We start from the raw sequence: 25,342 nt of genomic DNA, 5'->3' as shown, positions 1-25,342 counted from the left end.
TGTCGGAACGTGATGATTCGGCGATTATTGCAATGGGTTAGAGAGCAAAGCCAACTCAGGATTGGCATCCAGAGTCTCACTGCAGTAATCGCATATTACCCGTACGGTCACGTCCCCGTTGGAATTATACGATATTATACGCTCTCGCTCTTCGGGGGTCAAGAAATGCAAGCCGAGCCGATACTCGGGGACATCAGCATTCTCAAAGCGTCCGAGCGGCATACGGCAATGTCGGCAAACGTAGTTTACAGCCATATGTATGCCTCCTGAAGTAGGGTTATGCGGCCAGTGCCGCCGCTTGCTTCAGTATGCCCGGATTCACCCTTTTTTAAGCCTGATTGCCAGGTGCGCGCGTATTAAACTTTGCCATCGTTTGCTCGAAGCTGTGGAATAAAGCATGCTCCACAGCATCGCACGCCTCTTCGATCATTTTGCGGACGGCGGCCTGTTCCGCTTTGGCGAATGGGGACAGCACGTAGTCCGCCATGACGACACCCGGTTTCGGCCGGGACACTCCCATGCGGATCCGGTTGAACGTCTGCGTGCCTGTGTGCTGAATAATGGACTTGATCCCGTTGTGCCCGCCGGCGCTTCCTTGATAACGGAGACGAATATGGCCGACTTCGGTGTCGAGATCGTCGTATATGACAATCATATCTTCAAGTTTCACCTTGTAATAGTCCATAAACGAACGAACCGATTCACCCGATAAATTCATGAACGTCATCGGTTTAAGCAGCGCTATTTTCTCTGTCTGCACTCTCGCCTCACCGATAAGCGCCTTGCACTTATTTTGATTGACGTCCGTATTGAAGCGTCGGGCCAATTCATCAATGACCATGAAACCCGCATTATGGCGGGTATTCGCGTATGCTGGACCGGGGTTACCCAGTCCGACGATCCATCGCATGACTAATGCCGAACCTCCCTGTTTATTGAAGCTTAAAATTATTTAAGGAGTCATGCAACGATTGTTACCCCTCATGTGTCCTTAACAAATAGGAGCCTAAATAAGGGGGTATATCAGTGTACTTGAACGGACAAATGATTTACGACGATCGGCATTTCCAAGACCACATGTTCTCGCAAGTTCCGATCCAGATTTATTGCGGCCGTTCGCACAGCGATATCGGGTTCATCGAATATTATGGCAAAGAATTCGTTCAGGTCAACAATATTTTCTACAGCCGCAAACAATTTACCTTCGTGTCCCGGCCCGGATATTAAAATTTTACCGGCAGGGAAAAGGGGCCGCGCTGTAGCTTAAGCGCGACCCCTTGGCGTATATACCGCTGTTTTTTACTCCTTGTCCGCTGTCTCCGCTTCGTTAACCGGTTCCGCCGCATCATCAGCCGTTTCCTCATCATCGGCCGCACCCTTCTGAGGCGCCAATATCGAGACGACGACCATGCCGGGATCCTGTGCCGCTTCAACATCGGAAGGCAGCTTCAGATCGGCAATCGAAAGCGTTTCTCCGATTTGCAGTCCGGACACATCGACAGTTACGGATTCCGGAATGTCCTTCGGATAACATAATACCTCGATTTCATGAAGCACCAGTTGAAGCATTCCGCCTTCTTGCTCTCCTGGTGACTGTCCGCTGATTTCCAGCCGGACCGGAGCTTTGAGCTTCTCGTTCATATTGATCCGATGAAAGTCGATGTGCAGCACTTGCCGTGTGATGGTGTCTCTTTGCAAGTCGGCCATCATCACGGGATGCTTGCCCTCACCGGGGACTTCAAGATCCACTACGGCGTGTGGATGGGTGCGGAGCATCACCATCAGATCTTTCTCATTGACGGAAATGGGTGCCGGTGCGTCCATGCCTTTGCCATAAACAACGCCTGGTATCATGCCTTCTTTACGAATCTGGTTGAGATCTCCACGGCTGAACTTGTCCCGCCGTTCGACCTTAAGTGTTGTATTCATCGAATACCCCCCTCGCGTAGGTATAACCTATTGTTACCCTTTGAATCACAGGGTTAAACATGGGGCTCGAACAGCCTGCTGATCGATTGCTGCTCATGAATACGGACAATCGCCTCACCCATTAACGGAGCTACAGACAGCACCTTTAACTTCTCACAGAGCAGCTTTTTTTCCCGGATAGGAATCGTATCCGTGACGACAATTTCCTTGACGGGCGAAGCCTCGAGCCGTTCCACGGCTTTTCCGGACAATACGGCATGTGTGCAGCAGGCATACAATTCATTCGCTCCTGCTTCTTTAAGCGCATTTGCAGCTAAAGCTATCGTTCCGGCTGTGTCAATGATATCGTCGATCAGAATCGCGGTTCTTCCGGAGACATCACCAATGATGTTCATGACTTCCACAACATTGGGTTCCGGCCTTCGCTTATCTATGATTGCCAGCGGTGCTTGCAGCTCGTCGGCCAGCCGGCGTGCACGGACGACCCCTCCGTGATCCGGCGATACCACTACAGGCTTGTGGAGTGCCTTGGACTTGAAATACTCGCCCAGAATCGGTACACCCAGCAAATGGTCTACCGGAATAATCAAAAAAACCTTGGATTTGCATCGCATGCAAATCATGGCAACTACCCGGTGTGCGCCGGCCGTCTCGATCAGGTTGGCTACCAGCTTGGCTGTGATCGGGTCTCTCGCCCGGGCTTTCCGATCTTGCCGTGCATAGCCGTAGTAAGGAATAACGACGTTGATCGTCTTCGCGGATGCTCTCTTGAGTGCATCAACCATAACAAGAAGTTCCATGAGATGCTCATTCACGGGATCGGAAGTGGACTGAACCACATACACGTCGCTTCCCCTCACGCTCTCATCCAGGCGGATATGGATTTCACCGTCGCTGAATCGGCTCATAGCGGATTCGCCGAGCCTTACGCCTATATGACGGGCGATCGCTTCCGCCAACTGCGGATTGGAGCTGCAAGCAAACAGCTTTAACGTAGCATCGGGATAGGTCATATCATTACCTCCGGCTTGTCATCCTAGTCTTACGATTCGGTAGATGCCCTATCCTTTTTGGCGCGGGCGCGCGCACGGATCTTCTCCGCGTAACCGGGTTTGTTCACTTGGCGCTCGCGAGCAATGGCCAAGTCGTTCTCCTCTACATTATGCGTGATTGTAGAGCCGGCTACGATGTATGCGCCGCTGCCGATTTTTACAGGAGCGATCAGGTTCGCATTACTTCCCACGAATACATTGTCGCCAATTTCCGTCTTAAATTTATTATACCCGTCATAGTTGGCGGTAATCGCGCCGCAGCCGATGTTGACGTTGCCGCCGACCACGGCATCCCCGATGTAGCTCAGGTGGGGCACCTTGCTCTGCTCGCCGATGACGGAATTTTTGATCTCGACGAAATCGCCGACTTTGACGTTGCGTCCGAGCTTTGTTCCCGGTCGCAAGTACGCGAAAGGACCGACATTGCATTGATCGCCGATCTCCGCTCCGTCCGTCACGGTTTGTCGGATTGTCGCACCGCTGCCGACAATCGTGTCCGACATTTCCGTGGCCGGCCCGATGCTGCAATCCTCTCCGATGACAGTACGGCCCCGCAGAACGGTACCCGGATAAATAACGGTATCTGCGCCTATCGTAACATCCGGTCCGATATAAGTATGTTCCGCATCGATGAGCGTGACGCCGTTCACTTGATGTTTCCTGTTTATTCGAAGACGCATCAGTCTTTCCGCTTCTCCCAGAGCAATGCGGTCGTTAACCCCGATTGCTTCCGACGGGTCATGCGCCATATACGCCGTGATCAAGTCACCCTGCTTTTGCATGATGCCTATCACATCCGTCAAGTAATACTCCCCTTGAGCATTCTGGTTGGTGACGCGTTCCAGCGCCTGAAAAAGCTTAAGATTGTCAAAGCAATAAGTCCCTGCATTGATCTCTTGAATCTGCGCTTCCTTCGTCGTGCAATCCTTCTGCTCCACGATCCGCAGCACGCTGCCGTCGTCTGCGCGCACAATCCGTCCATAGCCGGTCGGATCATCCAACTGTGCGGTCAGAATGGTAGCGCCGGCTCCGCTTTTCGTGTGCAGCTCAATCAACGCATCTACCGTCTCCGTACGAACGAGAGGAGTGTCTCCGCAGATCACCACCGTTACGCCGTCTTCGCTTCCCAGCAGATCCTTGGCTTGCATGACCGCGTGACCGGTTCCGAGCTGCTCGGCTTGCAGCGCATATTCTACGGAAGATCCCAATGTTTCTTTAACCGCTTCCGCGCCATGACCCACAATAACAACGGCTCTTTCACAGGCGGCTTCGCGTACGGTATCCAACACATGGCTGACCATCGGTTTCCCGCACACGGGATGCAGCACCTTATATAGTTTCGATTTCATGCGCTTGCCCTGACCCGCAGCAAGTAGAATCGCCATCTTCTTCATCCGGGTGTCAAACCCCTTCCATTCGGTAGGTCTCAATCTTAAAGCATTTTAGCTTATTCTTATACAAATGAAAAGAGAGCCTGCAGGGGCCCTCTTCTCCCTATTTCCATTATTATGCCCCTTCAACCAATACTTCATCTTCCTGTGCCGCGCGCTCGTACTCTGCCAGTACGGCCGCTTGAATCTTCTCACGGGTACCGGAAGAGATCGGATGAGCAATGTCGCGGAACTCTCCATCGGGTGTCCGCTTGCTGGGCATAGCGACAAACATGCCATTGTTACCGTCGATAACGCGTATGTCGTGAACGACGAACTCGTTGTCAATGGTAATTGAAGCAATCGCTTTCATACGCCCCTCCGAGTTGACCCGGCGGAGTCTCACATCTGTAATTTGCACTTGTGTTCACCACCTTTTGCCTCTCGAAGACTTGGTGTAATATTCCACAAGTCAGTGCAAATTCCTTCTTAAAATTGGAAAAAGAATGGACAAATTTTAAAAAATATTTTAATTCCTGACAGTTTCGACATTAATCGCCGCGATCAATTCAATTTCGACAAAAACATCCCTCGGAAGCCTTGATACTTCTACGGTTGAGCGCGCCGGAGTATGCTCTCCAAAGTACGATCGATAGACCGAATTAAACTCTGCAAAGTCGTTCATATCCTTTAAAAAAACGGTGGTTTTCACCACGTCCCGTAAAGTTGCATTTTCGGCCTGTAATACCGCTTTCAGATTGTCCAGCACCTGCCGGGTCTGTTCCTGGATACCGCCGGCGATCAGCTGCCCGTCCGCAGTTAACGGAATCTGTCCCGATGTAAACAGCAGGTTACCGGAGCGGACGGCTTGCGCATACGGTCCGATGGCGGCCGGCGCGTGAGGGGTAGACACGAATTTCAGAGTCATTCTGGATATTCCTCCCTTATTTGGAATCAGAATTAAAGTAATTGCCGGGTTGTACTTTAATTTGCCTGGTTTTCAGATCCACTTCGGTCAGACGCGCAAGAGAAACGTAGTCGTGTAAAAGGCGTTCGTCCTGAGCGACCTCGCCGGATTCGACGAAGACGCCGACACCTGCAACGACCGCTCGGAATTCATGAAGCAAATCCACCATGCCCTGTATCGTGCCTCCGGCCTTCATGAAATCATCGATGATCAGCACCCGGGACTCTTCCTTAAGAGCCCTGCGGCCAAGCGACATCGTCTGTATTCGTTTGGCGGAACCCGAAACATAGTTGATGCTCACCGCGGATCCTTCCGTTACTTTATGATCCCGCCGTACGATAACGACCGGCAAATTCAGAAAAAACGAAGCGGCAAGCGCAAGCGGAATTCCTTTCGTCTCCACCGTCATGATGACATCGATATCACGGTCGGCGAAGGCTGACGCGAACATGCGGCCGAGTTCCTGCATCATTGCCGGCTGCCCGAGCAAATCCGTCATATACAAGTAACCGCCCGGCAATAGCCGGTCCGGCTGCTCCAGCTGCCTGCAGATCGAGAGCAATCTCTCCAAAGCCACGTCCTTGCGGGTTTTCGGCGCAAACCGTACACCGCCGGCAGCGCCGGCCAGCGTGTTCAGCTCACCGATTCCTTGCTCCTCGAATACTTCCTTGATGATGGCCAAATCTTCGCTTATCGATGACTTGGCGGATTGATATCGATCAGCAAATGCTGTCAGGGAAATTAACGTGTGAGGACGGGCTAATAAATATTGTGTCATGTCCACCAGCCTGGCACTGCGTTTCAACTTTTTCACAGTCCTCTCTCCCGTGCAAATCCGAATATTATACGATATAATACCATTTTTATACGGTTTTGAGCAATAAGATGCAGCTGTTTCCATCATAATCAAATATCTATGTAAGAATTCTTGCCACGAAACTCGTTGTCAAAAGCCTCTTAGCCCGTTATAGATGCGCGCCACTTTAGCTTCTTTCGATACAAGCCCGAACACTGTCGGGCCGCTTCCTGACATGAGCACGCCGTCGGCTCCCAATTTGACCATACATTCCTTAATCTGCCTGACCTCGGGATAGCGATCGAGCGTTACCGTTTCAAGCACGTTGCCGAGAGCCGCGCACATGTCGGTGAAGGATTGGCGCCGGATCGCATCAAGCATATCGGGGGCGGAAGGATGGTACGGCAAATCGTGCGCCCGCAGCTTTCCGTATATATCTGCTGTTGAGAGATTGATGGGAGGCTTGGCCAGGATGACCCAGCACTGAGGCGGCGGATCGAGGCTCACCAATTTCTCCCCTCGGCCTCGCGCAAGTGCCGTTCCCCCTCGAATACAAAAAGGCACGTCGGATCCGAGCTCCGCGCCTAAGATCTCCAGTTCGCCGAGAGTCAGCTGCAACTCCCACAGCCGGTTCAGCCCGCGAAGCGCCGCGGCAGCATCGCTGCTTCCGCCTGCCAATCCGGCTGCGACCGGTATGTTCTTGTCCAGATGAATATATACGCCTCGTCTCACGTCATAGCGATCTTTAATCAGCCTCGCCGCTTGAAATGCCAAATTTTTCTCGTCCAGCGGTATGAAGCCCGCTTCGCTGGTCAGTACGATTTGGTCGCGCGGCAACTCCTCCATTTCCAGCCGGTCCGCGAGATCTACCATGGTCATGATCATTTCCACTTCGTGAAAACCGTCATCGCGCTTGCGGAGCACGTCGAGCAGCAAATTGATTTTGGCCGGAGCTTTCTCATAAATCTTCTGCATATGTCATCACCACTTCCAAGTCCGCGTCTACGGTGACCCTCACCAAATCGCGCAAAAAACCTTTACATATTATAACAAACAAGCCTGTCAATTGCGATTTCCTAAAAAAAGAGATCGAACCCTTGATAAGGATTCGACCCGGCGTGAATAAGCGTTCGGTTGAGTGCCTTTACTGCTGCGGAGAACGGGTTGTCGTCTTCTCCGCGATCTGGATTGCGCGTTTCACGAGGTTTCCTGCATCTTTAGCCCGAATTCCGCCCCAGCCCTCACGCTGCACGGTATCGTAGAAGCCCAGGTCCTTCGCCAATTCGGTTTTGAACTGTTCCGACATGATACTTCTTCTGCGGCGGCTCAATGTCATCGCCTCCATCGCTGAGTGACGCCAACACGGCGTTCCCCCTTAGCATGGCTTGCGTGCTCCCGTTGCATGCAAAACGGGCAGCCCCCGCCGTCAAGCGGGATGCTGCCCGTGCAATAAACCTTGTCAGTGCGCGTAATTGATACGCACTTGGCCATCTTCGTTGCACAGCATAACTTCTACGGACTCCGTCAAAATATCAGCATAACTGTAAGAAACCCGTTTAAACGCATGCTGTTCTTGATCCAACTTGACAATGAACACCGATGGGTATATTTCTTCCAATACTCCCGTGCGTTCGATGGTTTTTCGGCGTCCACCGTTGGCGCGGAGCATGATTTTGGAACCTACGTGCGGTTCCAGGCTTCGTTTAATCTCTAGAAGCGCGTTTTTGGCCATGATCCACTACCACCTCTTTCCCTGTAAATTATAACTAAAATCAGGGGAGGTGTCAAATGAGCACAATATTATAACAACGATGATGTTTTGCTGTCAACGGTCATTTTCCTTGCATCTTATGGCTTTTTTCACACTTCGCATTTTTATCGTCACACAATGTTCACATTTTGAGGTGCGTTCAGCACCTTCATATTCGGTAATCCGATGCGAAACCGTCCCATTGTTTCAATTCCGCCTACCCCTTGCCTGCCGCTGATCGTATGAGCGATGACGTCGGAAATATCAATCGTCTCGCGGAAAGGCGTGAAAGCGGCCCGAACCGCAACATAGACCGGATCAAGCGCATGGATCATGATCCTTCCCGGTGAGCTCGCAAAGTTGGAGCCTGCTTGCATCAACGCCTCGAAATGGGACTGGCATGCGCCTGCCACAACCACAAGGGAATCCAGCCTGCGCTCATATTCTCTGGCCACATGCACGGAATGAACAAAATTTAAAGAATTTTTGTAGCTGCTTAAGTTTTGTATATCCGGCCTTTGTTTAAGAACGCCATCATGTCCTGTAATCACCACAATGTCGGGATGATAAAGCGGCAGCATCCGGGTCAGCATCTGCGGCATTTGTGATTCATGGCAATGCATACCGTGAGCGGGCACACCCAGCTGTCCGTAAACCTGCATGCTCTTTTTTAAATAATTCACGTCGCCGTCAAGATGCAATACTTTACCTGGCAACTCAAAGAAAGGCTTGCGCCGGTCCTCTTGATACCCATGTGTTGCCCGCTCCGTCAGCTTGTTGCGCTCCTCGCTCATACGGCGCAAGGATTCGCTCGCATGAATACGCGCTTGGCGTGTCCCGCCCAGCTCGTCCGGATCCCGTACCGTTTCAAGATCCGCGTATGGCGCGTCCGCGAGCAACCGGTAGTCTGTTCCTCGGAGCACGGCTTGCCCTCCGAAGAAAGCCGCGACTCTGAACAACATATCACCGCCATAGGATTTGCGGACGACGAGATCCCCCTGCTTCATAGGCACATCACCTCTTCGTCTATCCTATGGAGCACGCGCCCCGCGGGTGCGCGTCCGGACGGGCGTAAAGATGAGATGGGCGGCTTAGCTCAGCATTCCTTTGTCAGCCATCGCATCGGTAACCGTCGCAAACTCGGACAGCGACAGGGTCTCAGCGCGTCTCTCGGGCTTCACGCCGCAGTCGGCAAGCAGCTCGGCCAGCTCCGTTTTCCGTTCTTTCCCGGCAAACGCGGACAAATTATTCACGAGGGTTTTTCTTCGCTGCGCGAAGGAAGCGCGGACGACATCAAAAAATAAAGCTTCATCCGTGACGGACACTGCCGGCTTGTTCCGCCTGGTCAACTTAATAACCGCGGAATCGACATTAGGAGCAGGAATAAACGACCCGGCGGGTACCGTACAGACCAGCTTGGCTTCGCAATAATATTGGACGGCTATGCTTAGACTGCCGTATTCCTTGCCGCCGGGGCTCGCCGTCATTCTCTCCGCCACTTCTTTTTGCACCATGACTACAATATGCTCCAGCGGCACCCTGTCTTCGAGTAATTTCATCACAATCGGAGTCGTAACATAATAGGGCAAATTGGCCACGACGCTTACAGCGGAACAGCCGTCGAACTGTTCCTGCCATAATTGCTGCAAGTCCGTTTTCAGAATATCGCTGTGAATGACTTCGACATTCTCATAAGGCGACAATACGTCTTTCAGAATGGGCAGCAGACGATTGTCGATTTCCACCGCCGTCACTTTGCCCGCCGCTTTCGCCAAACGTTCCGTGAGGGCACCGATGCCCGGTCCGATTTCCAGAGCACCCCGGGTCTCGTCCAGTTCCGCCGCGGCAATGATTTGATCCAGAATGTTCAGGTCAATCAGAAAATTTTGGCCGAGACTTTTCTTGAAGGTAAAGCCATGCTTGCGAATGATGTCACGTGTACGGCCCGATGCCGCAATATCTTTGCTTATATCTCCGAAGTTTTTCATGCTACAACCCTTCCCGTTCCAGCTGTTCCAATGCTGCCAGAAACTCCGCGCGCGTAATCCGGAACATTAGGCATCGTTTGTGAAACTGTTTGCCGTTCGCGTAACCGATGCCGAGCAGCTCGCCCATCCGCTCTCTTCGGCGCGCGGATGAGGCATGAACGATGAGACCGGTATCGAGCAGGTCGCTCCACGTTATCTCACCGTAATCGCCACTATCGCCGTCCGCCGTCCGCACGACTTCGAGTGCTCTGCGGATCGCTTCGTCAGATGCATGCTCCACACCGATACCGTTGCGCCCTCTCGCCTCATCCTTGGTCAGAAAAGCATGTTTGCAGCCGGGCACCCGCTCCGCGACGATTTTACGTATCCGTTCGCCCGGAGCATCCGGATCGGTAAAGATAATTACGCCCCGGCGGGACTGTGCCAGCTCAATTCGCCGAAGCACGTCATCACCGACAGCCGATCCCCCGGTTTCGATCGTATCGGCTCCCACCGCTCTTCGAACGGCTGTGGTATCGTCCTTTCCTTCGACAACAATCATTTCTTGTATCATTTTAACCAGTCCGCCTTTAATCAACAGCTTGTATCCGCGTATAAGACATTATCCCATACATCAAGATTGTCCCCAACTGTCGTTCATACAAAAATCGGGAAGAAGCAGTCAGCTTCTTCCCGATCTTCGAATTGCCGCTTGTTCCCGCATTTATGTATGCGCCCCGCGGGAGGCATCCCCTGTAAAGCCGGGTATTATTTCAGGCGCAACTTTTACATAATGCATTACGTCTAGCTGGATGACGGTTTCACCGGACCGATTACATAAACCTTGAATCCGCTTTGCCGTCCGAATTTGTTCGCGTATTTCTCACTCTCAAAAAAGACATCGATTTTCTTGCCTTTAATAGCACTGCCCGTATCCTCGGCACGGCGGAAGCCGATACCTTCAATGTACACCCACCAGCCGAGCGGAATGACGTCCGGATCTACTGCGATGGTCCGTCCTTCCTTGACGATCGCGCCGGATGCGGTAACCCCATATTCCGGATGACCTTTCGTTTTGCCTGTCGAGGCAAGACCTGCGGAATAGGCGGTTAAAGTTACGTTAGTCAGCATTTTCTTTATTTTCACCGATTGGCCGTTCAAGCTTATCGTACGCGCGTCTGCGGATACTTGCGCATCCCCTGCAGGCTCTTTGTACGCGAGCGTCACAACCTCCGGCTTCTTCTTCGTGCCGACAGAAACGACTTGTTGAATGGCGGGCTGAGCCACGGTTTTCTCGATCAGCTTCTGACTGACCAGCTTGCCGTTCTCAAACACCCGCTCCGTCTTGAACTTGACCAGACCGTTCTTTCCGGTCGTAACGACCTTTTCTTTGCCGGCGGTCAGATCTTCGTTCTGCTTCTTCACTACTTTAAATGCGATCGGATGCTGCGTTTCTGTTATCTCTTTACGCACTCTGGTAATCGCCACGTTCAGTCCCTGTGTTACAGGTGTGTCTAGCGATGGCGATATCCGATCTTCGCCGCCTAGTGAAATGCGCAGCTCTTTTAAAACTCCCCCAACGCTATCTTCAGTTGTATACGCAGCTTGTTGCTTACCGTCCGCTTTAATCGTAATACTCTTCGCACGATCGATCACGATCTGGCTGCCCTCTTTGAGAGGATCAGTCGGCAGCAAAGATATACGATCATTCGGGCCAACTTGAATTTGCTGTTCCTCTAGAAACCCCAAAACATTGCTGGTACTTGTAAGCTCGACGGATGTCATTCCGTCGTCCACAAGCGTGACGTTCTTCGCAGCTGCCCGATGGAGCAGAGACGTGAACATTACGGTGATGGCAAAAGAGAGAATTGCGCCCAATAGGATGAAACGCAAATGCTCATGCTTCCATCGCAGTGCGAAAAGCTTGTTGGTCGGTCGTGGATCATGGGTTTCCTCGATAGGAACAAAGCCCATATTCTCGCTTCCTCCTTCATAGCCCCGCCGTCGACTTTACTGCATGATTTCGACGCGACTATCCAATTTTGATAACGGCACATGTCTTTTCGCCGCGCGGCTTGGCGAAAAAATGCGCCGCCTTACCCAGTCATACAGGTGTAATACCCTCCGAGCCAGCCATTTAAACACCTTTTTTTCAACACAAAAAGCCTACGACAGAGGACCTGTTCGTGGCTTCCGCTTGTGACGAATGTAAGGGAAATGGGCAGCACGAGGTTGACCTCTCTCTGTCACGCTTGCGAGGTTAGCTGTCGGGTTCGGGCAAAGAGAGTTGCCCTATTCACTGCGGGACATTGACTTCATTCTGTCGGATGCCCGTTCATGAAATTCACCCCAAGATTGCTCGGACCGCTTAGGACGCACTGTTGATCGTCGCCGCGTTGGGTCCCCCGCTCTTCCTATCGGGAAGATTAAGCGTTCTGGAAAAGGGATGCCATATTCAAACTCTGTTGTAGATGATAACCCGTAGGCACCTGCGGTGTAAAGGATGCGCTTTGGACGAATATCATCGTTTTTCCTGGTTTTAAGGCTTAATTTTTGAATTATTCTAAACAAAAACCAGTTTTAACTACGCGTGAGTCGCTTTTTCTCACTGTTTTAACGTTTTATGTTGTAAGCCCCAGGCAATTACGTCCATTTTGGCTTGTTTGATTTGAAATTTCTTCCAAAGAAATTCCTTTGATCTCTGCCGCCGCCTCCGCAACAAGCCTCACATAGGCCGACTCGTTTCTTTGTCCGCGGATGGGGGTACGGAGCCAGGAAGGAGCGTCCGTTTCGAGCAGAAGCCGGTCCATCGGGACCCGCTCCATCACCTCCTTCGGTACCCTGGCATTTTTGAAAGTCACGGGGCCTCCGAAGGAAATATAGAAGTTCATGTCCAGGCATTGCTTCGCGATCTCCCAGCTTCCCGAGAAGCAGTGCATGATTCCGCCGACCTCCGATGCGTTCTCTTCTTTAAGCAGACGAACGACATCTTCATGCGCATCCCGATTATGAATGACGATCGGTTTATTCAGCCGCTTGGCCAATCGGATTTGCTCGCGGAAAACCGTATGCTGAAGCTCCTTAGGAGACGTGTCCCAATAATAATCGAGTCCGATTTCGCCTATGGCGACCACTTTGGGATGGCTGCAAAGTCTCTCGATCCAGGCTAAATCCTCTTCCAGTTTCATATCAACGGCATCTGTCGGATGCCATCCGACTGCAGCGAAGATGAACGGGTATTGTTCCGCCAACGCCATTGTTGAAGGAATTGTCTCGCGATTGAATCCGATATTCACGATGGTGTCTATACCGGCTTCCTGAGCACGCTCAATTACCTCCGCACGGTCGTTGTCGAATTTTGGAGAATCTAGATGTGCATGCGTGTCGATAAACATTGTCGAAAGTTGTCTCCCTTCTATTATATATAGAGTTTCTCACGGATCGCCGCGCTTAATTTCAATGCGTGCGGAAGCACTTTTGACTCGGGATAATAAATGTAGTATTTCCCGCGCTGCAACCCGGCGATGGAGCGGATAATTTCAGATTTGTGCGAGATCTCGGTAAGCTGCTCTTTGTCATCCAGTAACAGGATGGGCGGCTTCTCCCGGCTGTCCGGCAGCGCACCCGGTTTGTACACATCATAAGGCAGATCCGTCGGGATATCCACCTCCAGATCATATTCGGGATTTAAACCGATCCGTTCCCACTGTTGCCGCAGTTCCTCGATCCAGCTTTCCTCTCCGTGTTCCAAAGGAATGTATTTATACAAGTCACGCTCCAAAAACCGCCTGCATAAATCCGCGAGAAGCTCGTCCTTCTCCAATTTCCACTGGCCGAACGCCGTCTGCACCATTGCCTCGTCCAGCATCAGATAGCTATGTACGGTCATCGAACCTTCCAATAATTGACGCAGCGGCGGAAGCAGGAATTTAAACTCGAAGCCACTGTCATGGAGCTTACGGGCTCTTCGGAATATTTGGCGAAGGACAATTTCGGAACTTCGTGTAACCGGATGGAAATAAACCTGCCAATACATCTGGTAGCGGGACATCAAATAATCCTCGACGGCATGCATGCCGCTTTCCTTTACGACGATCCGATCTTTGTTCGGTCGAAGTACCCTAAGGATGCGATCCAGATCGAAGGTTCCGTAGTTGACGCCCGTAAAATGCGCATCCCGCAATAAATAATCCATTCGATCCGCGTCCATTTGGCTCGAAACCAAGCTTACGACGATCGGTTTATGATAGGTTTTGCAGATTACTGAAGCTACTTTGTCGGGAAAGCCGGGGTCCACTTCTCTTAATACGCGGTTTACACCGGTGTCACCCAAGATGATGTCACACGTCCATTGTTCATGATCTGTGTGGAATACCTGCTCGAGCGAATGCGAAAAAGGCCCATGCCCGATGTCATGCAGCAAAGATGCGCATAAGCTTAATAAATTTTCATCTTTCGGCCAATCCGGATACTCATTCCTCTCGAATCGGGAAATGATTTTGCGCGTAATTTCATAGACACCCAGGGAGTGTGAAAACCGGCTATGCTCTGCTCCATGGAACGTTAAATAAGAAGTGCCTAACTGGCGTATCCTTCTAAGCCGCTGAAACTCCGGTGTGTTAATCAGCTTCCAGATCGTAACATCCTGCACATAAATGGAATGATGTACCGGGTCTTTAAAAACCTTTTCTTCCCTCAATTTAGTGAGCACAGCATCACCTCAGTTAGAAATTTCGACAATTTCTCTGATTTTTTGTCGAATTATGTCGGATTATTCTATTAAAGATTTTCCTCTTAGTAAATGTGTATATTTCGTGAATGCTTGCTGACAATGCCTTGATTTAACAGGAATCCAGGTTTGTATACATCTTTGAAACTTGTAATCGATGTTGACTTATTTGGGAATGGTTGGTACGATAGAAACCGGAAAACAGAGAACTTTGTCGAATTGTGCCAACAAAGGACAAGCTCGGACATATTCGTCCATTCGCAGTTTTATTTTAACCCGAGGAGAGGGGAATTTCCAAATGATGAAATCCACAGGAATCGTGCGGAAGGTTGATGAACTGGGCCGCGTTGTCATCCCGATTGAATTGCGCCGTACGCTCGGCATAGGTGAGAAGGATGCGCTGGAGATCTATGTTGACGGAGAACGGATCATGCTGAAGAAATATGAGCCTGCATGCATCTTTTGCGGGAACGCGGAGAACGTTACATATTTTAAAGGTAAAATCATTTGTCGAGAATGTTTGCAGGATTTACCTACACCTGTGACAAATTAGAGAAAATAAGTTATAATGAAAAAAGTAAACTGAAAAAATGTTAATTCTAACCTTTTTATACTCCTTGTAACCCTCCCGAGATGCCTGTCGGGAGGCCTTTTTTTATTTATTTTTAATTTTATTATTTTTCATCTAATAGTTCTTGGTAGACATCTCGACGTGAAATCCCCCGATCGGCGGCAGCGGACTTCATCGCTTCTTTGCGATTTAAGCCCAACTGCTCGTAATGCCCGACATGTTGCAGCATCGTCAAAGGCGACCACCAGACTCCTTCCCGTAATTCCCCGCCACTTTGCTCAGCTGATGTTCGTTTCCCTTCTACCACAATACAGCATTCCCGAGGGAGGATTGTCCTCTACATAATCAAGACAAGCCTGGACCGTTCCGCGCACGGCCTCCTCATAACGCTTGGTCAATTCGCGCACGATTGCAATGCCGCGTCCGCCCCAGCGTTCCGCAACAACAGCCAGGGTTTTCTTTAAACGGTGCGGCGATTCATAGAAAATGAGTGTGGCCGTCTCGTTCTCCACGCCGTCGAGCAGTCGAATCAAGCTTTTGCGATCCCGCGGCGGGAACCCGAGAAACAGAAATCTGTCGGTTGGAAGTCCTGAGATGACAAGGGCGGACAGCGCGGCATTGGCTCCGGGGATCGGGACGACAGGAATCCCCTGGGCAATAGAGGCCGCAACCAATTCTGTCCCGGGATCTGAGATCGCGGGCATTCCGGCGTCGCTTACAAGCGCGATGTTCCGCCCCTCGATCAGCAACCGAACCAATTCCGGTGCGCTGGCCTGTTCGTTATGCTCGTGGTGGCTGACCAGCCGGTTCTGGATCTCAAAATGTGTCAGCAGCTTTCTTGTTTGTCTTGTATCTTCCGCGGCGATCAGATCGACTTCCCGGAGCGTACGAATCGCGCGGAAAGTCATATCCTCCAAGTTGCCTATCGGGGTTGCAACCAAATACAAAGTTCCAGGCTTTTCACGCGGGGTAAAACTGCGCTGTATGGCCGCCGGTTCCCCGCCTGTCTTGTCGTTCACTGTAATGTCTCCTCTCCGCCAACCGAGTGCGCCAGCCGGCTGTTCCGTCCATAGAATACGTCCTGAAGCTCCGATGTATAGTCGCCGTCCGGTCCATATACGACTAAAGGCGGCAGCAGTCGAATTTCAGGTTTACCGTACCGTGATGCCTCTATTAACACCATGTTAGCCTCTGCCGCACTGCGAGGATGAACGAAACGGAGCCGTTTGGGCTCCAGACGGTACCGCCTCATTAAATCGATAATATCCGCCAGTCTTGCAGGACGGTGAACCATGGACACCCGTCCGCCCGGGCGGATCGAGCGCGCGCATGCTGCGATCACATCCTCCAAAGTACATCCCAATTCGTGCCGCGCCATCGCTTGATATTGGTTCTCCTTGTGATCCCCGGTCTGTACCGGTAAGTACGGCGGGTTAACGGTAATGGCATCGTACCATTCCCCCTCCAAGTTCCAGAGGCGCAAATCGTTCTCTATTATTGAAACCCGCTTGTCTAAACCGTTCAGCTGCACACTGCGCTTAGCCATATCGGCGAGCCGGGGTTGTATTTCAACACCTTCAATAGACGCTGTCGTACGCGTAGTGAGAAGCAGTGGAATGACACCATTGCCCGTACAAAGATCGAGCACCCTGCCATGCCGGGGCACACCCGCAAAGCGGGCCAGCAGAACAGCATCCAATGAAAAGCTGAATACTTCGGAGCTTTGTATGATTTTTAAATTCTTCGTAAGTAAATCGTCCAGCCTTTCACCCGGCTGCAGTACCTCAGCGCCAGCTTGGTCGGCGTCATCCATGACTTTGCCAGCCTCCATCCCTATGCAATCTTTCACGTTCCACGCACCCTAGCTTACTCGATTCGCCGCTGTATGCCAAGTTTTTATTAGCGTTTCCCAGTTACTAAAAAAAGCCGTCCTTTCCCTGGGGAAAAGACGGCGTGTTCTTCACGCGTTAAAGGAATATCACTTGCTTAAAAAGGATAAACAGAACAGGCAATCGCCTTCCATTCGCAAATGGCCGTAATATACATTACAAATGTGAAAGCCTTCGTGATACAGTCTGGCTAAATTATCATAACCTTCCCCGACGCCCATGGCGCCTGGAAGCTTGTCTCCCTTGACGGCAGCCGGTTCATCTGCCGTATGTTGGAGTTCGGCAGGCTCTGCTCCCCGCTTCAGCACTTTTCTCAGCTGCTCATTTTCGATACGTAACCGCTGATTTTCTTCCAACAGCTCTTTGATCTTAAGCTTAAGCTCCCCGAAATTCGAATGGAGCGTTCCCATATGCGATTCCAGTTCATCCATGCGAAGGAAAATGTCTTTCATGAACAACTATCCACCTCAAGGCATCAGGGATGTGTCGAATTCTTCATTTGAGGACGACGTCGTCAAATGGCAGCTCTTTCACTTTGCCGAGGTCGAACAACTGGACGTGTACGCTTCGGCTGCCTATATTCAGCCCTACGACTTTGCCTTCGCCCATAGAGGTTACAACCGTGCGGCCGACCGCAGGCAGCTCTTCCTTGGCACTCTCGTAATTGTCATGCTCGTATTTCAAACAGCACATAAGGCGTCCGCATAATCCGGATATTTTCGTAGGATTCAGCGACAGGTTCTGGTCCTTGGCCATCTTGATGGAGACCGGTTCGAAGTCGCCGAGCCATGTGGAACAACAAAGTACGCGTCCGCACGGTCCTATGCCGCCGAGCATCTTGGCCTCGTCTCTCACGCCGATTTGCCGCAATTCAATGCGGGTCCGGAATACGCCGGCCAAATCTTTCACCAGCTCACGGAAATCAACGCGCCCTTCGGCCGTAAAATAAAAGATGATTTTGTTCCGGTCAAACGTGTATTCCACGTCCACGAGCTTCATCTTGAGCGCGTGGTCCTTGATCTTTTGCAGTCCGACAGTGAATGCATTCTTCGCCGCTCCGCGGTTCTCTTCAACCGCTTTCGCGTCCGTATCTCCGGCCACCCGAATGACTTTCTTCAAGGGCAGAACAACATCGGATTCTCCAACCGTCTTCGGGCCGACGACAACTTTGCCGTATTCGACGCCGCGTGCCGTTTCCACGATGACATGCTCATCTTTGGATACCGGATGCTCGGCCGGATCGAAATAATAGATTTTGCCCGCCTTTTTGAAGCGGACTCCGACCACATCGTACAATACTACCCCTCCCGAACGTTCAACAAAAATTGCTCCAATGCCAGCTGTGCCGGCACATGAGCCTTAATTCGCCTTGCCGCCGTCAGTGCGGACTCCATTACCGCTACCCAATCATCTATGGATCGGCTCCACGCGTGCTTGGAGATCCATTCAGCCTGATCGGGAAACACCATCTGTTCCTGCCGGCCGGTCATGACATAAATCATATCTCTATAATACAAAGCTAACATCTGCAGCAAAATTTCGACATGTTCCGAGAGATCCGTTTTAAAAATCTGCTGCTGCGCGATAAGCAGACTAGCAGAGAACCGGGACGGACTCTCCTTCCCTAATTGTATCACTACGTTTCGGATATCTGCAAACCAATTTTGCTCTACTAACAAGCGGCTGGAGTTCAACCCGGATGCCAGATTCACTGCAGCACGCGCCAGCAGCGGCGGCTTGCCTTCCGCGATCAGCGCTTTCTCCGTCGCCTGTCGGTCTCCCGGTACGAATGCGATGAGCTGGGTGCGGGATAATATCGTAGGCAGCACAGCTTGTGCGCTTGGCGCTATGAGTATGGCTACAACCGGCGAAGGCGGCTCTTCCAAAAATTTAAGCAGGCTGTTAGCCGCCTGCACCGTCATCGTCTCCGCACCTTCGATAATATATACTTTATAGCCCGTTCCTGCGGTGCGGTAAGACAATTCCCGCTGCAGCGAACGAATCTGTTCTATTTTAACCGCGGCGCCATCCGGTTCAATCATATGAAAGTCAGGATGGTTGCCATGCTCGACTTTGCGGCATTCCAAACACTCGCCGCAAGCGTCATTCCCGCCTCGTTCGCAGAACAGGGCTTGGGCGAAGATGCCCGCCATTTCCCTGCGGCCGGAACCGCTCGGTCCTGCGAACAAATAAGCGTGGGCAATTTTGCGTGTTTGCAGGGCAGTCTGGAGCAATGACTTGGCTCTTTCCTGCCCAATGATTTGTTCGAATCCCATGAAGCGTGCTCCTCCGTAAATCCGTGACAATAATCCTGCTGACGGAACGCCGGCGCACACGATCATTGCACTTTAAAATACCAAGTTGATCAGAATGCCTCGAATCTCGCCGACTCGTTGCAGCAGATCCAAGCGTCCTTGCTCAGTGTGGAGCAATTCCTCACCCATACCGACAAGCATGGCGTCCACTTCTTCGAGCAGCTTGTAGCGCTTTCCGCGGCCGCGGCGGTCCCAGCCTTTCGTTTCCTTCAAGCCGATGCCGCGGCGAACGGTGTCTTCTAAAAATCCTTTCACCATCTGACGATACAGCACCAGTTCACGCACGGTCATTGAGCGGGTAAGGCGGTCTCCTTGGAGCCGGATATCCTCCAGCTTTCGCTGAAGCTCTTCATGCGTGCGCTGCTCTTCCTGCTGCTGCATCAAATCTCCGAAACTTTGCGACTGAACTGGGCGTGCAGACGTTTCCCCACCGCTGAAGAGACTTGTTTACGGGGTAGAAACCCGGCTGGATTTTCAATTCCATTCACCACCCGGCTGCTTAAAAATGTTCGAACCTTTCGACCGGCAATACGAATACCGCCGCCCCGCCTACCTGTACCTCTACCGGGAACGGAATGTAAGAGTCTGCGGCGCCGCTTACAGGGGACACCGGCGTAACCAGCTGATCGCGCACTTTACAATTCGAGCGGATGACGTCGAGCGCGGCCTGCACCCTGTCATCCTCAATCCCGATCAGGAACGTCGTGTTCCCGGCGCGCAAGAAACCTCCGGTACTGGCCAGCTTCGTTGCACGAAAACCTTCCTTGATCAGAGCATTCGACAATCGGTTACTGTCTTTATCTTGGATGACTGCTATTAGTAATTTCATTGTTCAGGCCCTCCTCATTAAGTTTGGGTCTGTCTTTATACTTATAAATTGGACACTTTCGCTCGAAAATCCTTTAACCGGGTCGGAAAATCGTCAAAGTTTCAGTTTACCTTCCACAAGTGTCCAAGCTTGGGCCGCAATCTCCTCTTTGGATACAGATGCGTCTATCGTTACAATACGCTCCTTGAACTGTTCCGCCACAAGCAAGTAGGCTTCACGCACGCGGCGATGAAATGCCAGGCTCTCCAGATCCAGACGATCCATTTCCCGATCGCGATTATTCTGTATCCGTTTCAGTCCGATCTCCGGATCCAAGTCCAGATAAATCGTTAAATCCGGCATACAGCCTTCCGTCGCAAACCGGTTAATGTCCCATACCGCATCAAGTCCGAGCCCCCGGCCATACCCTTGGTATACAAGGCTGCTGTCGACAAATCGGTCACACAGAACGTCGACTCCCCGCTGTAAAGCGGGAAAAACCTTCTCCGCCAAATGCTGTCTGCGTGCCGCCGCGTAAAGAAGCGCTTCGGTTCGCGCATCCATCGCGGTATTTTCCTTACTCAGAATAACAGCTCTTATCGCTTCGGCAATCGGGCTTCCTCCGGGCTCCCGGGTGATTAATACTTCATGCCCTGTTTGTTGCAGCTTCAGAGCCAACGAATGAATCAAAGTTGTTTTGCCGGAGCCGTCTCCGCCCTCGACCGTGATGAATGTTCCGCCTCGCAATGCCAGCCTTCCCCTTTCAACTTGACGCCTGACGGCGCTTTGCAAGCGATGCGAGTTTCGCAAGCCCATAGGACATTCCCGCGACAACGCTTATGACCATCATATCAAAGCATACATTAAACATAAACAAATGCTTGCCCAAATCCGCCTCCCCGTCACCGATTAAGGGAACAACACAAGCGAACGCCCCCGCCAATCCGACCGCTGCCAGCGTTTCCGCGCCTAGACGCACTCTTTTTGACGAATTACGCCACCATATGACACCAAGAAGAACAAAGTAAATTGCGTAGAAACCAAGGAACCAGGCCAGGCTATGAGGCATGCTCTCAACCTTCCACTTGCTCCAAACGCTGAAACTGTCAGATTTGGCTCCCGGAGGCTTACCTGCGGATTGATCGTAATTACCCAGGTAATTAGGTCTAATAAACATGGCGTTGTCGGCCGCTCTCTCCAATTTATGAATGAACCGCCCAGGATGCTTCAGATAAAATAAAGCGATATCTTTGTGGCTGAGCTTCTCCAGCACTTCCTGTCTGAGCATAGGATCCTTCTGCCGGATGGGCGTATCTTTTTGAAAATAATTCGTTCCGGCAAGAACCGCGTATTTCTCGGGAATACCGAGTTCTTTCATGTCGCCGGCCACATCGGGAGAATCCTTCAACACACCGTAAAAAATCGATTGGTATAAGTTCGCATGTTTGAGCCGGTCCGGTGCCGCAACAATCATTAAAGCGGACGTCAACAGGAGTATGCCTGCTCCAATCCACACTTGGCGCCTCCACCGAGCATCCGGCCGCAGCGTTAACATTCGCCAAGTAAGCAGCGCAAAAGCGAAACCCAGCGGCGCATTCTGTATTTTGGACGTAGCTACGGCGACCGCTGCGCCTACGAATAGAGCGAGCAGCTTGCCTGATGGTTTCTCGTGCGACAGCAGCGCTAATGCAGATGCGACTGTCAGCAGCAGCCCAATGAGCGCATACGGTTCTCCGAAAAAGGATTGAAAATAAACGATATAGCCTAAATCTCCGAAGACGAATAGCAAACAGACCGCAATAACGGCCGATACGAAAAGGGTAGCGGAACGTGTCGCGGCTTTGGGAGAGAATCGCACGAACAGTATGATCGCCAATAGGAATAGAGCAGTGTACAAGGCTCCCAACACGCGTATATCAAACACCTGAAAGTTGAACAGGCGCCCGATCAAGCCAGCCGCCGCGACCAAAAAGATTTGTGTCGAGAAGTAATCGCCCCACATGTAACCGCCATATCCGAAATGTTGATGTGAATAAGCATAAAATCGATCTTTACTGTTCTCATTGGGATCAAGATGAGACAGGCCCGTGACACTAAAAAGCCTGCCAAAATCCCCGTTATCTGCTACCCCCAAGACAGGTGGAAGCATGATGAGATATATAATCAGCGCTGCCGCTGCGATTCCTGTAATCCAGGCGACAAGCTTTCGGATATCTTTTTTCAGGTCAAACATTTATTTCACCTTTTGTGTGTAGAATTAGCGTTCGTAGACTTGTAATTGCTGTAATGAGGAGTCATTAGCACCTTGGATATGCGCGCTTTTTTGCCGCCATTGCTTCAATTGTTCGACTGCCGTTTGGGTGATCGATTCTCCAGGGTACAGGAGCGGAATGCCCGGCGGATATGGAATAACCCACTCTCCTGCGATGAAGCCCGCGCAATCTTCCAGCGGTATGGATCTAAGAGTCGGCATGTTTCTCTGAAAAGTGACAGGCTCAGGTAAGCTGATCGGTTCAGCTGTAGACAAATCAACAGCTGAATCCTTGGGTGACTTGGACGTTATTAGATCTGAATTGGATCTAATTTCTTGGCCGATATCGTGTAATGCGGATGCCAGCATCTCCCCGTCTTCGACGCTAGAGCCCGTCCCGAACGCCATTACGACATATCGGGCATCCGCCATTTCAGCAACACACTTGCGCTGCTCAAGCCGGTCGCGAAGCTCAAACCCATCCAGCGTGCCTGTTTCATCGAACAGAACCATTTTCAAAGGGTCATACTGAATGGCAGAGCCGGCGTAGTTCCCGTAGCCTAACGCCCTGAATGGGGTATCCATCAGGGTGCTGCTTACTCGTTCGACACCTGCTAGAGCAACAACGAAAGTCTTAGCACCTTGTGTATGAAGCTGCCTGCGAGCCAGATCCAAGGATGCTAGAATCGGAAAAGAAGGGCTTGAGCTCTGCACCATTTGTAGTGCTTGTCTAACGGATGCCCGATCGATCAGTTTCCCTTGCATATGAAGCATCGCGCCCATTGTCATGGCCGAAAGCATTTTATGTGTCGATTGTACCACGATATCCGCACCCGCCTGCAGAGCAGATTTAGGAAAATGCGGATGGAATCCGAAATGCGGACCATGCGCTTCATCTACTAACAAGGGTATTCCATACTGATGAGCGAGACCGGCAAGCGGCTCTATACTTCTCATCAGCCCATAATAGTTCGGCGTTGAGATGATGAGTGCCTTAGCATCGCTGTACTGTGCGAGCGCAGACTCGACCAGCTGTGGATGAAGTGACAACGCGAGTCCGGATACTGCATCTATTTCAGGGGGCAGCATAACCGCACGCACACCCGCAAGCATCAAGCCATGAATGATTGACTTATGAACGTTGCGTTGAACGAGCAGCAAATCGCCGGGTCCGCATACTCCCAATATCATGGCTAAATTGCCCGCCGTGCTGCCTCCGACAAGAAACTGCGTCTCCTCCGCACCGAAGCACATCGCAGCCAGCTTCTGGGCTTCTGCAATAGGCCCTTGCGGGTGGTGCAGGTCATCTGTATCGGACAGCTCCGTCACATCAAGGGCAAGCAATTGTTCATAAAACGCGTTCTCGCCCTCGTTTCCCCATGCTGCGCGCTGTTTGTGTCCGGGTACATGAAAGGCACCGGTTTTACGCCGGGCATGAACGACAAGCGCCTCATAGAGCGGTGCCTTGTTTTTGTCTGACATGAAACTCGTTCCCCCTACTGAGCAAAGCGTCTGTGTCGGCCCATCGCGTTACTATTTTTATATTTCCATTGTATCAAAAAAAGCGCGGGAACCCTTAGGCGGTTCCAGCGCTTGTGCCGTCTATCAACTTTATGCGTTAAAACGAACCCACAATTGCTTCAATTGACGTACGAAAAAAGGATAGCGATCGTCTTCCACTTTCGTTTGAACCATTTCAGATTCGCATGATGTGCAAATAAATTCCGTTATGACAGTGATTCCTTCCTCTTTCTCCTCGTTACAAATAATGCAGGTTTTCTGCCGGTTCTCTTCCATGAAAATCCCTGCCTTTCTCTATTGATGCCATTTAGTTTGCCCGAATTCTATGAAAGTATACGTATTCATAGCGATCATGAATCTGAAAAACATAAATTTCGATAAGATTTAAGCCGATAGTATGAAGTAGAGAACCCTTTCATTCATGGAGGTTTACTATGGCTGCCGACTCCTTGGTTCGTGACCCCACTTTCTATCATTATAAACTGATCCGGAAAATATCGCTTCGTCCGGAAAGGAAATATAGTTACATGGCTGCGGCGGTACTGGTTGCAGCAGCGCTCACAGCTGTATATGGCTGGATCGGATTGCTGTATAGCGGGCTTGCGCTCATTATAACAATACTCACGCATGCTTTTGTTGTGAAGATAACCGTACGTAGGGTGGATGCGCTGGCCGAGAAAAAATGGGCATTCCGACTGGATTGGCCGTGGATCGGCCCTCTCCCGGTGATGGATACGCAGCTTTCTGTTTTCCGGAGGATGCACTTTCATTTATTCCTTATCGGCTGCTGTGTCACGGGTTTGTTCTATCCATGGGCTCATTCTTCATTAGTAATTGCCCTGCTCTACTGGCATTTATGGCTTTTAAACCCGCGTTTCCGTCTGCTTTGGTCACTGCGGCGCGAACGGGGAGACGGAATTATTCGGCTGGAGTATCACGAGGTATCTTATTATCACCAGTAAAGTAGCTTTTTGCCGCGCTTAGCGGTCCTGGGGCACGTTAGCAGGCGGTATGCGAGTATGTATGCAAGTAGCGGACTGCAGGCCCGTTATTCGAAGCTGCGAGGGTGCGGACGCGATACTTTTGAAGAAATAGTTGGCCTGGGGTCCGTTAGCAGGCGGTTTTTGCGAATATGTATACAAATAGCGGGCGTCAGGCCCGTTAATCGGAGCTGTGAGGATACCGACGCGATGCTTTTGAACATATAGCGGGACTGTGGTGCGTAAGCAGGCAGATTTTGTGAATATGTATTCAAGTAGCGGGTGTCAGGCCCGTTAATTTGAGACGTAATGAAAAAGACACCTCAGATGAAGGTGTCTTTGCTTTTTGCCCGGCAACGTCCTACTCTCCCAGGACCCTGCGGTCCAAGTACCATCGGCGCTGGAGGTCTTAACGGTCGTGTTCGGTATGGGAACGCGTGGAACCCC

At 51.2% G+C, this 25,342-nt stretch carries 29 protein-coding genes, 1 rRNA gene, 2 pseudogenes and 1 riboswitch; of the genes and pseudogenes, 3 read left to right on the top strand and 29 right to left on the bottom strand.

Going from position 1 to position 25,342, the window contains the following annotated elements:
- Positions 1 to 24: 24 nt before the first annotated feature.
- Positions 25 to 255: an anti-sigma-F factor Fin family protein gene (locus SD71_RS23215; RefSeq protein WP_082034296.1), complete on the bottom strand. Its 231-nt coding sequence runs from the start codon at positions 253 to 255 to the stop codon at positions 25 to 27.
- A 73-nt stretch (positions 256 to 328) separates the two neighbouring features.
- Positions 329 to 910 carry an aminoacyl-tRNA hydrolase gene (gene pth, locus SD71_RS16510; RefSeq protein WP_041065558.1) on the bottom strand — a complete coding sequence of 194 codons (582 nt, stop codon included), beginning with the start codon at positions 908 to 910 and terminating at the stop codon, positions 329 to 331.
- 116 nt (positions 911 to 1,026) lie between these two features.
- Here pth and SD71_RS16505 point away from each other — a divergent pair, with 116 nt between their 5' ends.
- Positions 1,027 to 1,227, top strand: coding sequence for a hypothetical protein (locus SD71_RS16505; RefSeq protein WP_041065555.1), 201 nt, complete (start codon positions 1,027 to 1,029; stop codon positions 1,225 to 1,227).
- A 72-nt stretch (positions 1,228 to 1,299) separates the two neighbouring features.
- Here SD71_RS16505 and SD71_RS16500 read toward each other — a convergent pair whose 3' ends face one another.
- The 15 genes from SD71_RS16500 to SD71_RS16430 form a co-directional block, all read right to left on the bottom strand.
- On the bottom strand, positions 1,300 to 1,929 hold the full coding sequence (locus tag SD71_RS16500; RefSeq protein ID WP_041065552.1) for a 50S ribosomal protein L25: 630 nt from the start codon (positions 1,927 to 1,929) through the stop codon (positions 1,300 to 1,302).
- A gap of 53 nt (positions 1,930 to 1,982) precedes the next feature.
- Positions 1,983 to 2,942, bottom strand: a complete 960-nt coding sequence (locus SD71_RS16495) for a ribose-phosphate pyrophosphokinase (RefSeq protein WP_235427182.1) — start codon at positions 2,940 to 2,942, stop codon at positions 1,983 to 1,985.
- 29 nt (positions 2,943 to 2,971) lie between these two features.
- On the bottom strand, positions 2,972 to 4,375 hold the full coding sequence (glmU, locus tag SD71_RS16490) for a bifunctional UDP-N-acetylglucosamine diphosphorylase/glucosamine-1-phosphate N-acetyltransferase GlmU (RefSeq protein ID WP_041065550.1): 1,404 nt from the start codon (positions 4,373 to 4,375) through the stop codon (positions 2,972 to 2,974).
- 112 nt (positions 4,376 to 4,487) lie between these two features.
- Positions 4,488 to 4,772 carry a septation regulator SpoVG gene (spoVG, locus tag SD71_RS16485; protein ID WP_041065547.1) on the bottom strand — a complete coding sequence of 95 codons (285 nt, stop codon included), beginning with the start codon at positions 4,770 to 4,772 and terminating at the stop codon, positions 4,488 to 4,490.
- Positions 4,773 to 4,880: 108 nt separating this feature from the next.
- Positions 4,881 to 5,279 (bottom strand): RidA family protein, encoded by a 399-nt coding sequence (locus SD71_RS16480; protein WP_041065544.1) that lies wholly within the window; start codon positions 5,277 to 5,279, stop codon positions 4,881 to 4,883.
- Positions 5,280 to 5,295: 16 nt separating this feature from the next.
- Complete coding sequence (gene purR, locus SD71_RS16475) at positions 5,296 to 6,132, bottom strand: pur operon repressor (protein WP_041065541.1); 837 nt, start codon at positions 6,130 to 6,132, stop codon at positions 5,296 to 5,298.
- Between the two features lie 132 nt (positions 6,133 to 6,264).
- Complete coding sequence (ispE, locus tag SD71_RS16470) at positions 6,265 to 7,089, bottom strand: 4-(cytidine 5'-diphospho)-2-C-methyl-D-erythritol kinase (RefSeq protein WP_041065539.1); 825 nt, start codon at positions 7,087 to 7,089, stop codon at positions 6,265 to 6,267.
- 169 nt (positions 7,090 to 7,258) lie between these two features.
- Complete coding sequence (locus SD71_RS16465; RefSeq protein WP_041065646.1) at positions 7,259 to 7,444, bottom strand: protein sspF; 186 nt, start codon at positions 7,442 to 7,444, stop codon at positions 7,259 to 7,261.
- A gap of 129 nt (positions 7,445 to 7,573) precedes the next feature.
- Positions 7,574 to 7,846, bottom strand: coding sequence for a biofilm formation stimulator Veg (gene veg, locus SD71_RS16460; protein ID WP_041065537.1), 273 nt, complete (start codon positions 7,844 to 7,846; stop codon positions 7,574 to 7,576).
- A 149-nt stretch (positions 7,847 to 7,995) separates the two neighbouring features.
- Complete coding sequence (gene yabG / locus SD71_RS16455) at positions 7,996 to 8,871, bottom strand: sporulation peptidase YabG (RefSeq protein ID WP_041065535.1); 876 nt, start codon at positions 8,869 to 8,871, stop codon at positions 7,996 to 7,998.
- An 84-nt stretch (positions 8,872 to 8,955) separates the two neighbouring features.
- Positions 8,956 to 9,852, bottom strand: coding sequence for a 16S rRNA (adenine(1518)-N(6)/adenine(1519)-N(6))-dimethyltransferase RsmA (rsmA, locus tag SD71_RS16450; protein WP_041065533.1), 897 nt, complete (start codon positions 9,850 to 9,852; stop codon positions 8,956 to 8,958).
- 1 nt (position 9,853) lies between these two features.
- Positions 9,854 to 10,405, bottom strand: coding sequence for a ribonuclease M5 (rnmV, locus tag SD71_RS16445; RefSeq protein WP_041065531.1), 552 nt, complete (start codon positions 10,403 to 10,405; stop codon positions 9,854 to 9,856).
- A gap of 230 nt (positions 10,406 to 10,635) precedes the next feature.
- Positions 10,636 to 11,805 (bottom strand): 3D domain-containing protein, encoded by a 1,170-nt coding sequence (locus SD71_RS16440; protein ID WP_041065529.1) that lies wholly within the window; start codon positions 11,803 to 11,805, stop codon positions 10,636 to 10,638.
- Between the two features lie 260 nt (positions 11,806 to 12,065).
- Positions 12,066 to 12,274: riboswitch (cyclic di-AMP (ydaO/yuaA leader) on the bottom strand.
- A gap of 178 nt (positions 12,275 to 12,452) precedes the next feature.
- Positions 12,453 to 13,226, bottom strand: a complete 774-nt coding sequence (locus SD71_RS16435) for a TatD family hydrolase (protein ID WP_041065527.1) — start codon at positions 13,224 to 13,226, stop codon at positions 12,453 to 12,455.
- A 23-nt stretch (positions 13,227 to 13,249) separates the two neighbouring features.
- Positions 13,250 to 14,542: an HD domain-containing protein gene (locus tag SD71_RS16430; RefSeq protein WP_041065524.1), complete on the bottom strand. Its 1,293-nt coding sequence runs from the start codon at positions 14,540 to 14,542 to the stop codon at positions 13,250 to 13,252.
- A gap of 316 nt (positions 14,543 to 14,858) precedes the next feature.
- Between SD71_RS16430 and SD71_RS16425 the strand changes: the two genes are divergently transcribed.
- Positions 14,859 to 15,113 carry an AbrB/MazE/SpoVT family DNA-binding domain-containing protein gene (locus SD71_RS16425; RefSeq protein ID WP_041065522.1) on the top strand — a complete coding sequence of 85 codons (255 nt, stop codon included), beginning with the start codon at positions 14,859 to 14,861 and terminating at the stop codon, positions 15,111 to 15,113.
- Positions 15,114 to 15,234: 121 nt separating this feature from the next.
- Here SD71_RS16425 and rsmI read toward each other — a convergent pair.
- From rsmI to SD71_RS16370, 11 genes and pseudogenes are all read right to left on the bottom strand, one after another.
- Positions 15,235 to 16,150 (bottom strand): annotated as a pseudogene (gene rsmI / locus SD71_RS16420) (16S rRNA (cytidine(1402)-2'-O)-methyltransferase).
- Positions 16,147 to 16,944 carry a tRNA1(Val) (adenine(37)-N6)-methyltransferase gene (locus SD71_RS16415; protein WP_052476334.1) on the bottom strand — a complete coding sequence of 266 codons (798 nt, stop codon included), beginning with the start codon at positions 16,942 to 16,944 and terminating at the stop codon, positions 16,147 to 16,149. The pseudogene rsmI and the gene SD71_RS16415 overlap by 4 nt, the downstream one beginning before the upstream one ends.
- Positions 16,945 to 17,109: 165 nt before the next feature.
- Positions 17,110 to 17,472, bottom strand: coding sequence for an initiation-control protein YabA (locus tag SD71_RS16410; protein WP_041065520.1), 363 nt, complete (start codon positions 17,470 to 17,472; stop codon positions 17,110 to 17,112).
- Positions 17,473 to 17,515: 43 nt separating this feature from the next.
- Positions 17,516 to 18,316, bottom strand: a complete 801-nt coding sequence (locus SD71_RS16405) for a PSP1 domain-containing protein (RefSeq protein ID WP_041065518.1) — start codon at positions 18,314 to 18,316, stop codon at positions 17,516 to 17,518.
- Between the two features lie 2 nt (positions 18,317 to 18,318).
- Positions 18,319 to 19,296, bottom strand: a complete 978-nt coding sequence (holB, locus tag SD71_RS16400; RefSeq protein ID WP_041065516.1) for a DNA polymerase III subunit delta' — start codon at positions 19,294 to 19,296, stop codon at positions 18,319 to 18,321.
- Between the two features lie 72 nt (positions 19,297 to 19,368).
- Positions 19,369 to 19,813, bottom strand: a pseudogene (locus tag SD71_RS16395) (YaaR family protein).
- Between the two features lie 21 nt (positions 19,814 to 19,834).
- Complete coding sequence (locus SD71_RS16390; protein WP_041065514.1) at positions 19,835 to 20,164, bottom strand: cyclic-di-AMP receptor; 330 nt, start codon at positions 20,162 to 20,164, stop codon at positions 19,835 to 19,837.
- Between the two features lie 93 nt (positions 20,165 to 20,257).
- Positions 20,258 to 20,890 (bottom strand): dTMP kinase, encoded by a 633-nt coding sequence (gene tmk / locus SD71_RS16385; RefSeq protein WP_041065512.1) that lies wholly within the window; start codon positions 20,888 to 20,890, stop codon positions 20,258 to 20,260.
- Positions 20,891 to 20,906: 16 nt separating this feature from the next.
- A complete protein-coding gene (gene wsfD / locus SD71_RS16380; protein WP_052476333.1) occupies positions 20,907 to 22,376 on the bottom strand; it encodes a glycan biosynthesis hexose transferase WsfD in 1,470 nt (489 codons plus the stop codon).
- 24 nt (positions 22,377 to 22,400) lie between these two features.
- Positions 22,401 to 23,876, bottom strand: coding sequence for an aminotransferase class I/II-fold pyridoxal phosphate-dependent enzyme (locus SD71_RS16375; protein ID WP_041065511.1), 1,476 nt, complete (start codon positions 23,874 to 23,876; stop codon positions 22,401 to 22,403).
- A 129-nt stretch (positions 23,877 to 24,005) separates the two neighbouring features.
- Positions 24,006 to 24,191: a sigma factor G inhibitor Gin gene (locus SD71_RS16370; RefSeq protein WP_041065509.1), complete on the bottom strand. Its 186-nt coding sequence runs from the start codon at positions 24,189 to 24,191 to the stop codon at positions 24,006 to 24,008.
- Positions 24,192 to 24,349: 158 nt separating this feature from the next.
- Here SD71_RS16370 and SD71_RS16365 point away from each other — a divergent pair, with 158 nt between their 5' ends.
- Positions 24,350 to 24,877 (top strand): hypothetical protein, encoded by a 528-nt coding sequence (locus tag SD71_RS16365; protein WP_041065507.1) that lies wholly within the window; start codon positions 24,350 to 24,352, stop codon positions 24,875 to 24,877.
- A 366-nt stretch (positions 24,878 to 25,243) separates the two neighbouring features.
- Here SD71_RS16365 and rrf read toward each other — a convergent pair.
- A 5S ribosomal RNA gene (rrf, locus tag SD71_RS16360) occupies positions 25,244 to 25,342 on the bottom strand; the annotation flags it as partial.

Origin of the sequence: Cohnella kolymensis, from assembly GCF_000829465.1 — a bacterium.
GTDB lineage: Bacteria > Bacillota > Bacilli > Paenibacillales > Paenibacillaceae > Cohnella > Cohnella kolymensis.
The sequence above is the reverse complement of the archived record's forward strand: the minus strand, read 5'-3'. Positions and strand labels throughout refer to the sequence as shown.

Excerpts from the sequence above, each read along its gene's own strand:
- SD71_RS16390 (WP_041065514.1), bottom strand. The coding sequence starts at position 20,164 with ATGAAATTACTAATAGCAGTCATCCAAGATAAAGACAGTAACCGATTG.
- pth (WP_041065558.1), bottom strand. The coding sequence starts at position 910 with ATGCGATGGATCGTCGGACTGGGTAACCCCGGTCCAGCATACGCGAAT.
- SD71_RS16425 (WP_041065522.1), top strand. The coding sequence starts at position 14,859 with ATGATGAAATCCACAGGAATCGTGCGGAAGGTTGATGAACTGGGCCGC.
- glmU (WP_041065550.1), bottom strand. The coding sequence starts at position 4,375 with ATGAAGAAGATGGCGATTCTACTTGCTGCGGGTCAGGGCAAGCGCATG.
- rnmV (WP_041065531.1), bottom strand. The coding sequence starts at position 10,405 with ATGATACAAGAAATGATTGTTGTCGAAGGAAAGGACGATACCACAGCC.
- SD71_RS16365 (WP_041065507.1), top strand. The coding sequence starts at position 24,350 with ATGGCTGCCGACTCCTTGGTTCGTGACCCCACTTTCTATCATTATAAA.
- holB (WP_041065516.1), bottom strand. The coding sequence starts at position 19,296 with ATGGGATTCGAACAAATCATTGGGCAGGAAAGAGCCAAGTCATTGCTC.
- SD71_RS16375 (WP_041065511.1), bottom strand. The coding sequence starts at position 23,876 with ATGTCAGACAAAAACAAGGCACCGCTCTATGAGGCGCTTGTCGTTCAT.
- SD71_RS16500 (WP_041065552.1), bottom strand. The coding sequence starts at position 1,929 with ATGAATACAACACTTAAGGTCGAACGGCGGGACAAGTTCAGCCGTGGA.
- rsmA (WP_041065533.1), bottom strand. The coding sequence starts at position 9,852 with ATGAAAAACTTCGGAGATATAAGCAAAGATATTGCGGCATCGGGCCGT.
- yabG (WP_041065535.1), bottom strand. The coding sequence starts at position 8,871 with ATGAAGCAGGGGGATCTCGTCGTCCGCAAATCCTATGGCGGTGATATG.
- SD71_RS16410 (WP_041065520.1), bottom strand. The coding sequence starts at position 17,472 with ATGAAAGACATTTTCCTTCGCATGGATGAACTGGAATCGCATATGGGA.
- ispE (WP_041065539.1), bottom strand. The coding sequence starts at position 7,089 with ATGCAGAAGATTTATGAGAAAGCTCCGGCCAAAATCAATTTGCTGCTC.
- SD71_RS16495 (WP_235427182.1), bottom strand. The coding sequence starts at position 2,942 with ATGACCTATCCCGATGCTACGTTAAAGCTGTTTGCTTGCAGCTCCAAT.
- SD71_RS16480 (WP_041065544.1), bottom strand. The coding sequence starts at position 5,279 with ATGACTCTGAAATTCGTGTCTACCCCTCACGCGCCGGCCGCCATCGGA.
- wsfD (WP_052476333.1), bottom strand. The coding sequence starts at position 22,376 with ATGTTTGACCTGAAAAAAGATATCCGAAAGCTTGTCGCCTGGATTACA.
- SD71_RS16370 (WP_041065509.1), bottom strand. The coding sequence starts at position 24,191 with ATGGAAGAGAACCGGCAGAAAACCTGCATTATTTGTAACGAGGAGAAA.
- SD71_RS16415 (WP_052476334.1), bottom strand. The coding sequence starts at position 16,944 with ATGGATGACGCCGACCAAGCTGGCGCTGAGGTACTGCAGCCGGGTGAA.
- SD71_RS23215 (WP_082034296.1), bottom strand. The coding sequence starts at position 255 with ATGGCTGTAAACTACGTTTGCCGACATTGCCGTATGCCGCTCGGACGC.
- SD71_RS16440 (WP_041065529.1), bottom strand. The coding sequence starts at position 11,805 with ATGGGCTTTGTTCCTATCGAGGAAACCCATGATCCACGACCGACCAAC.
- veg (WP_041065537.1), bottom strand. The coding sequence starts at position 7,846 with ATGGCCAAAAACGCGCTTCTAGAGATTAAACGAAGCCTGGAACCGCAC.
- SD71_RS16435 (WP_041065527.1), bottom strand. The coding sequence starts at position 13,226 with ATGTTTATCGACACGCATGCACATCTAGATTCTCCAAAATTCGACAAC.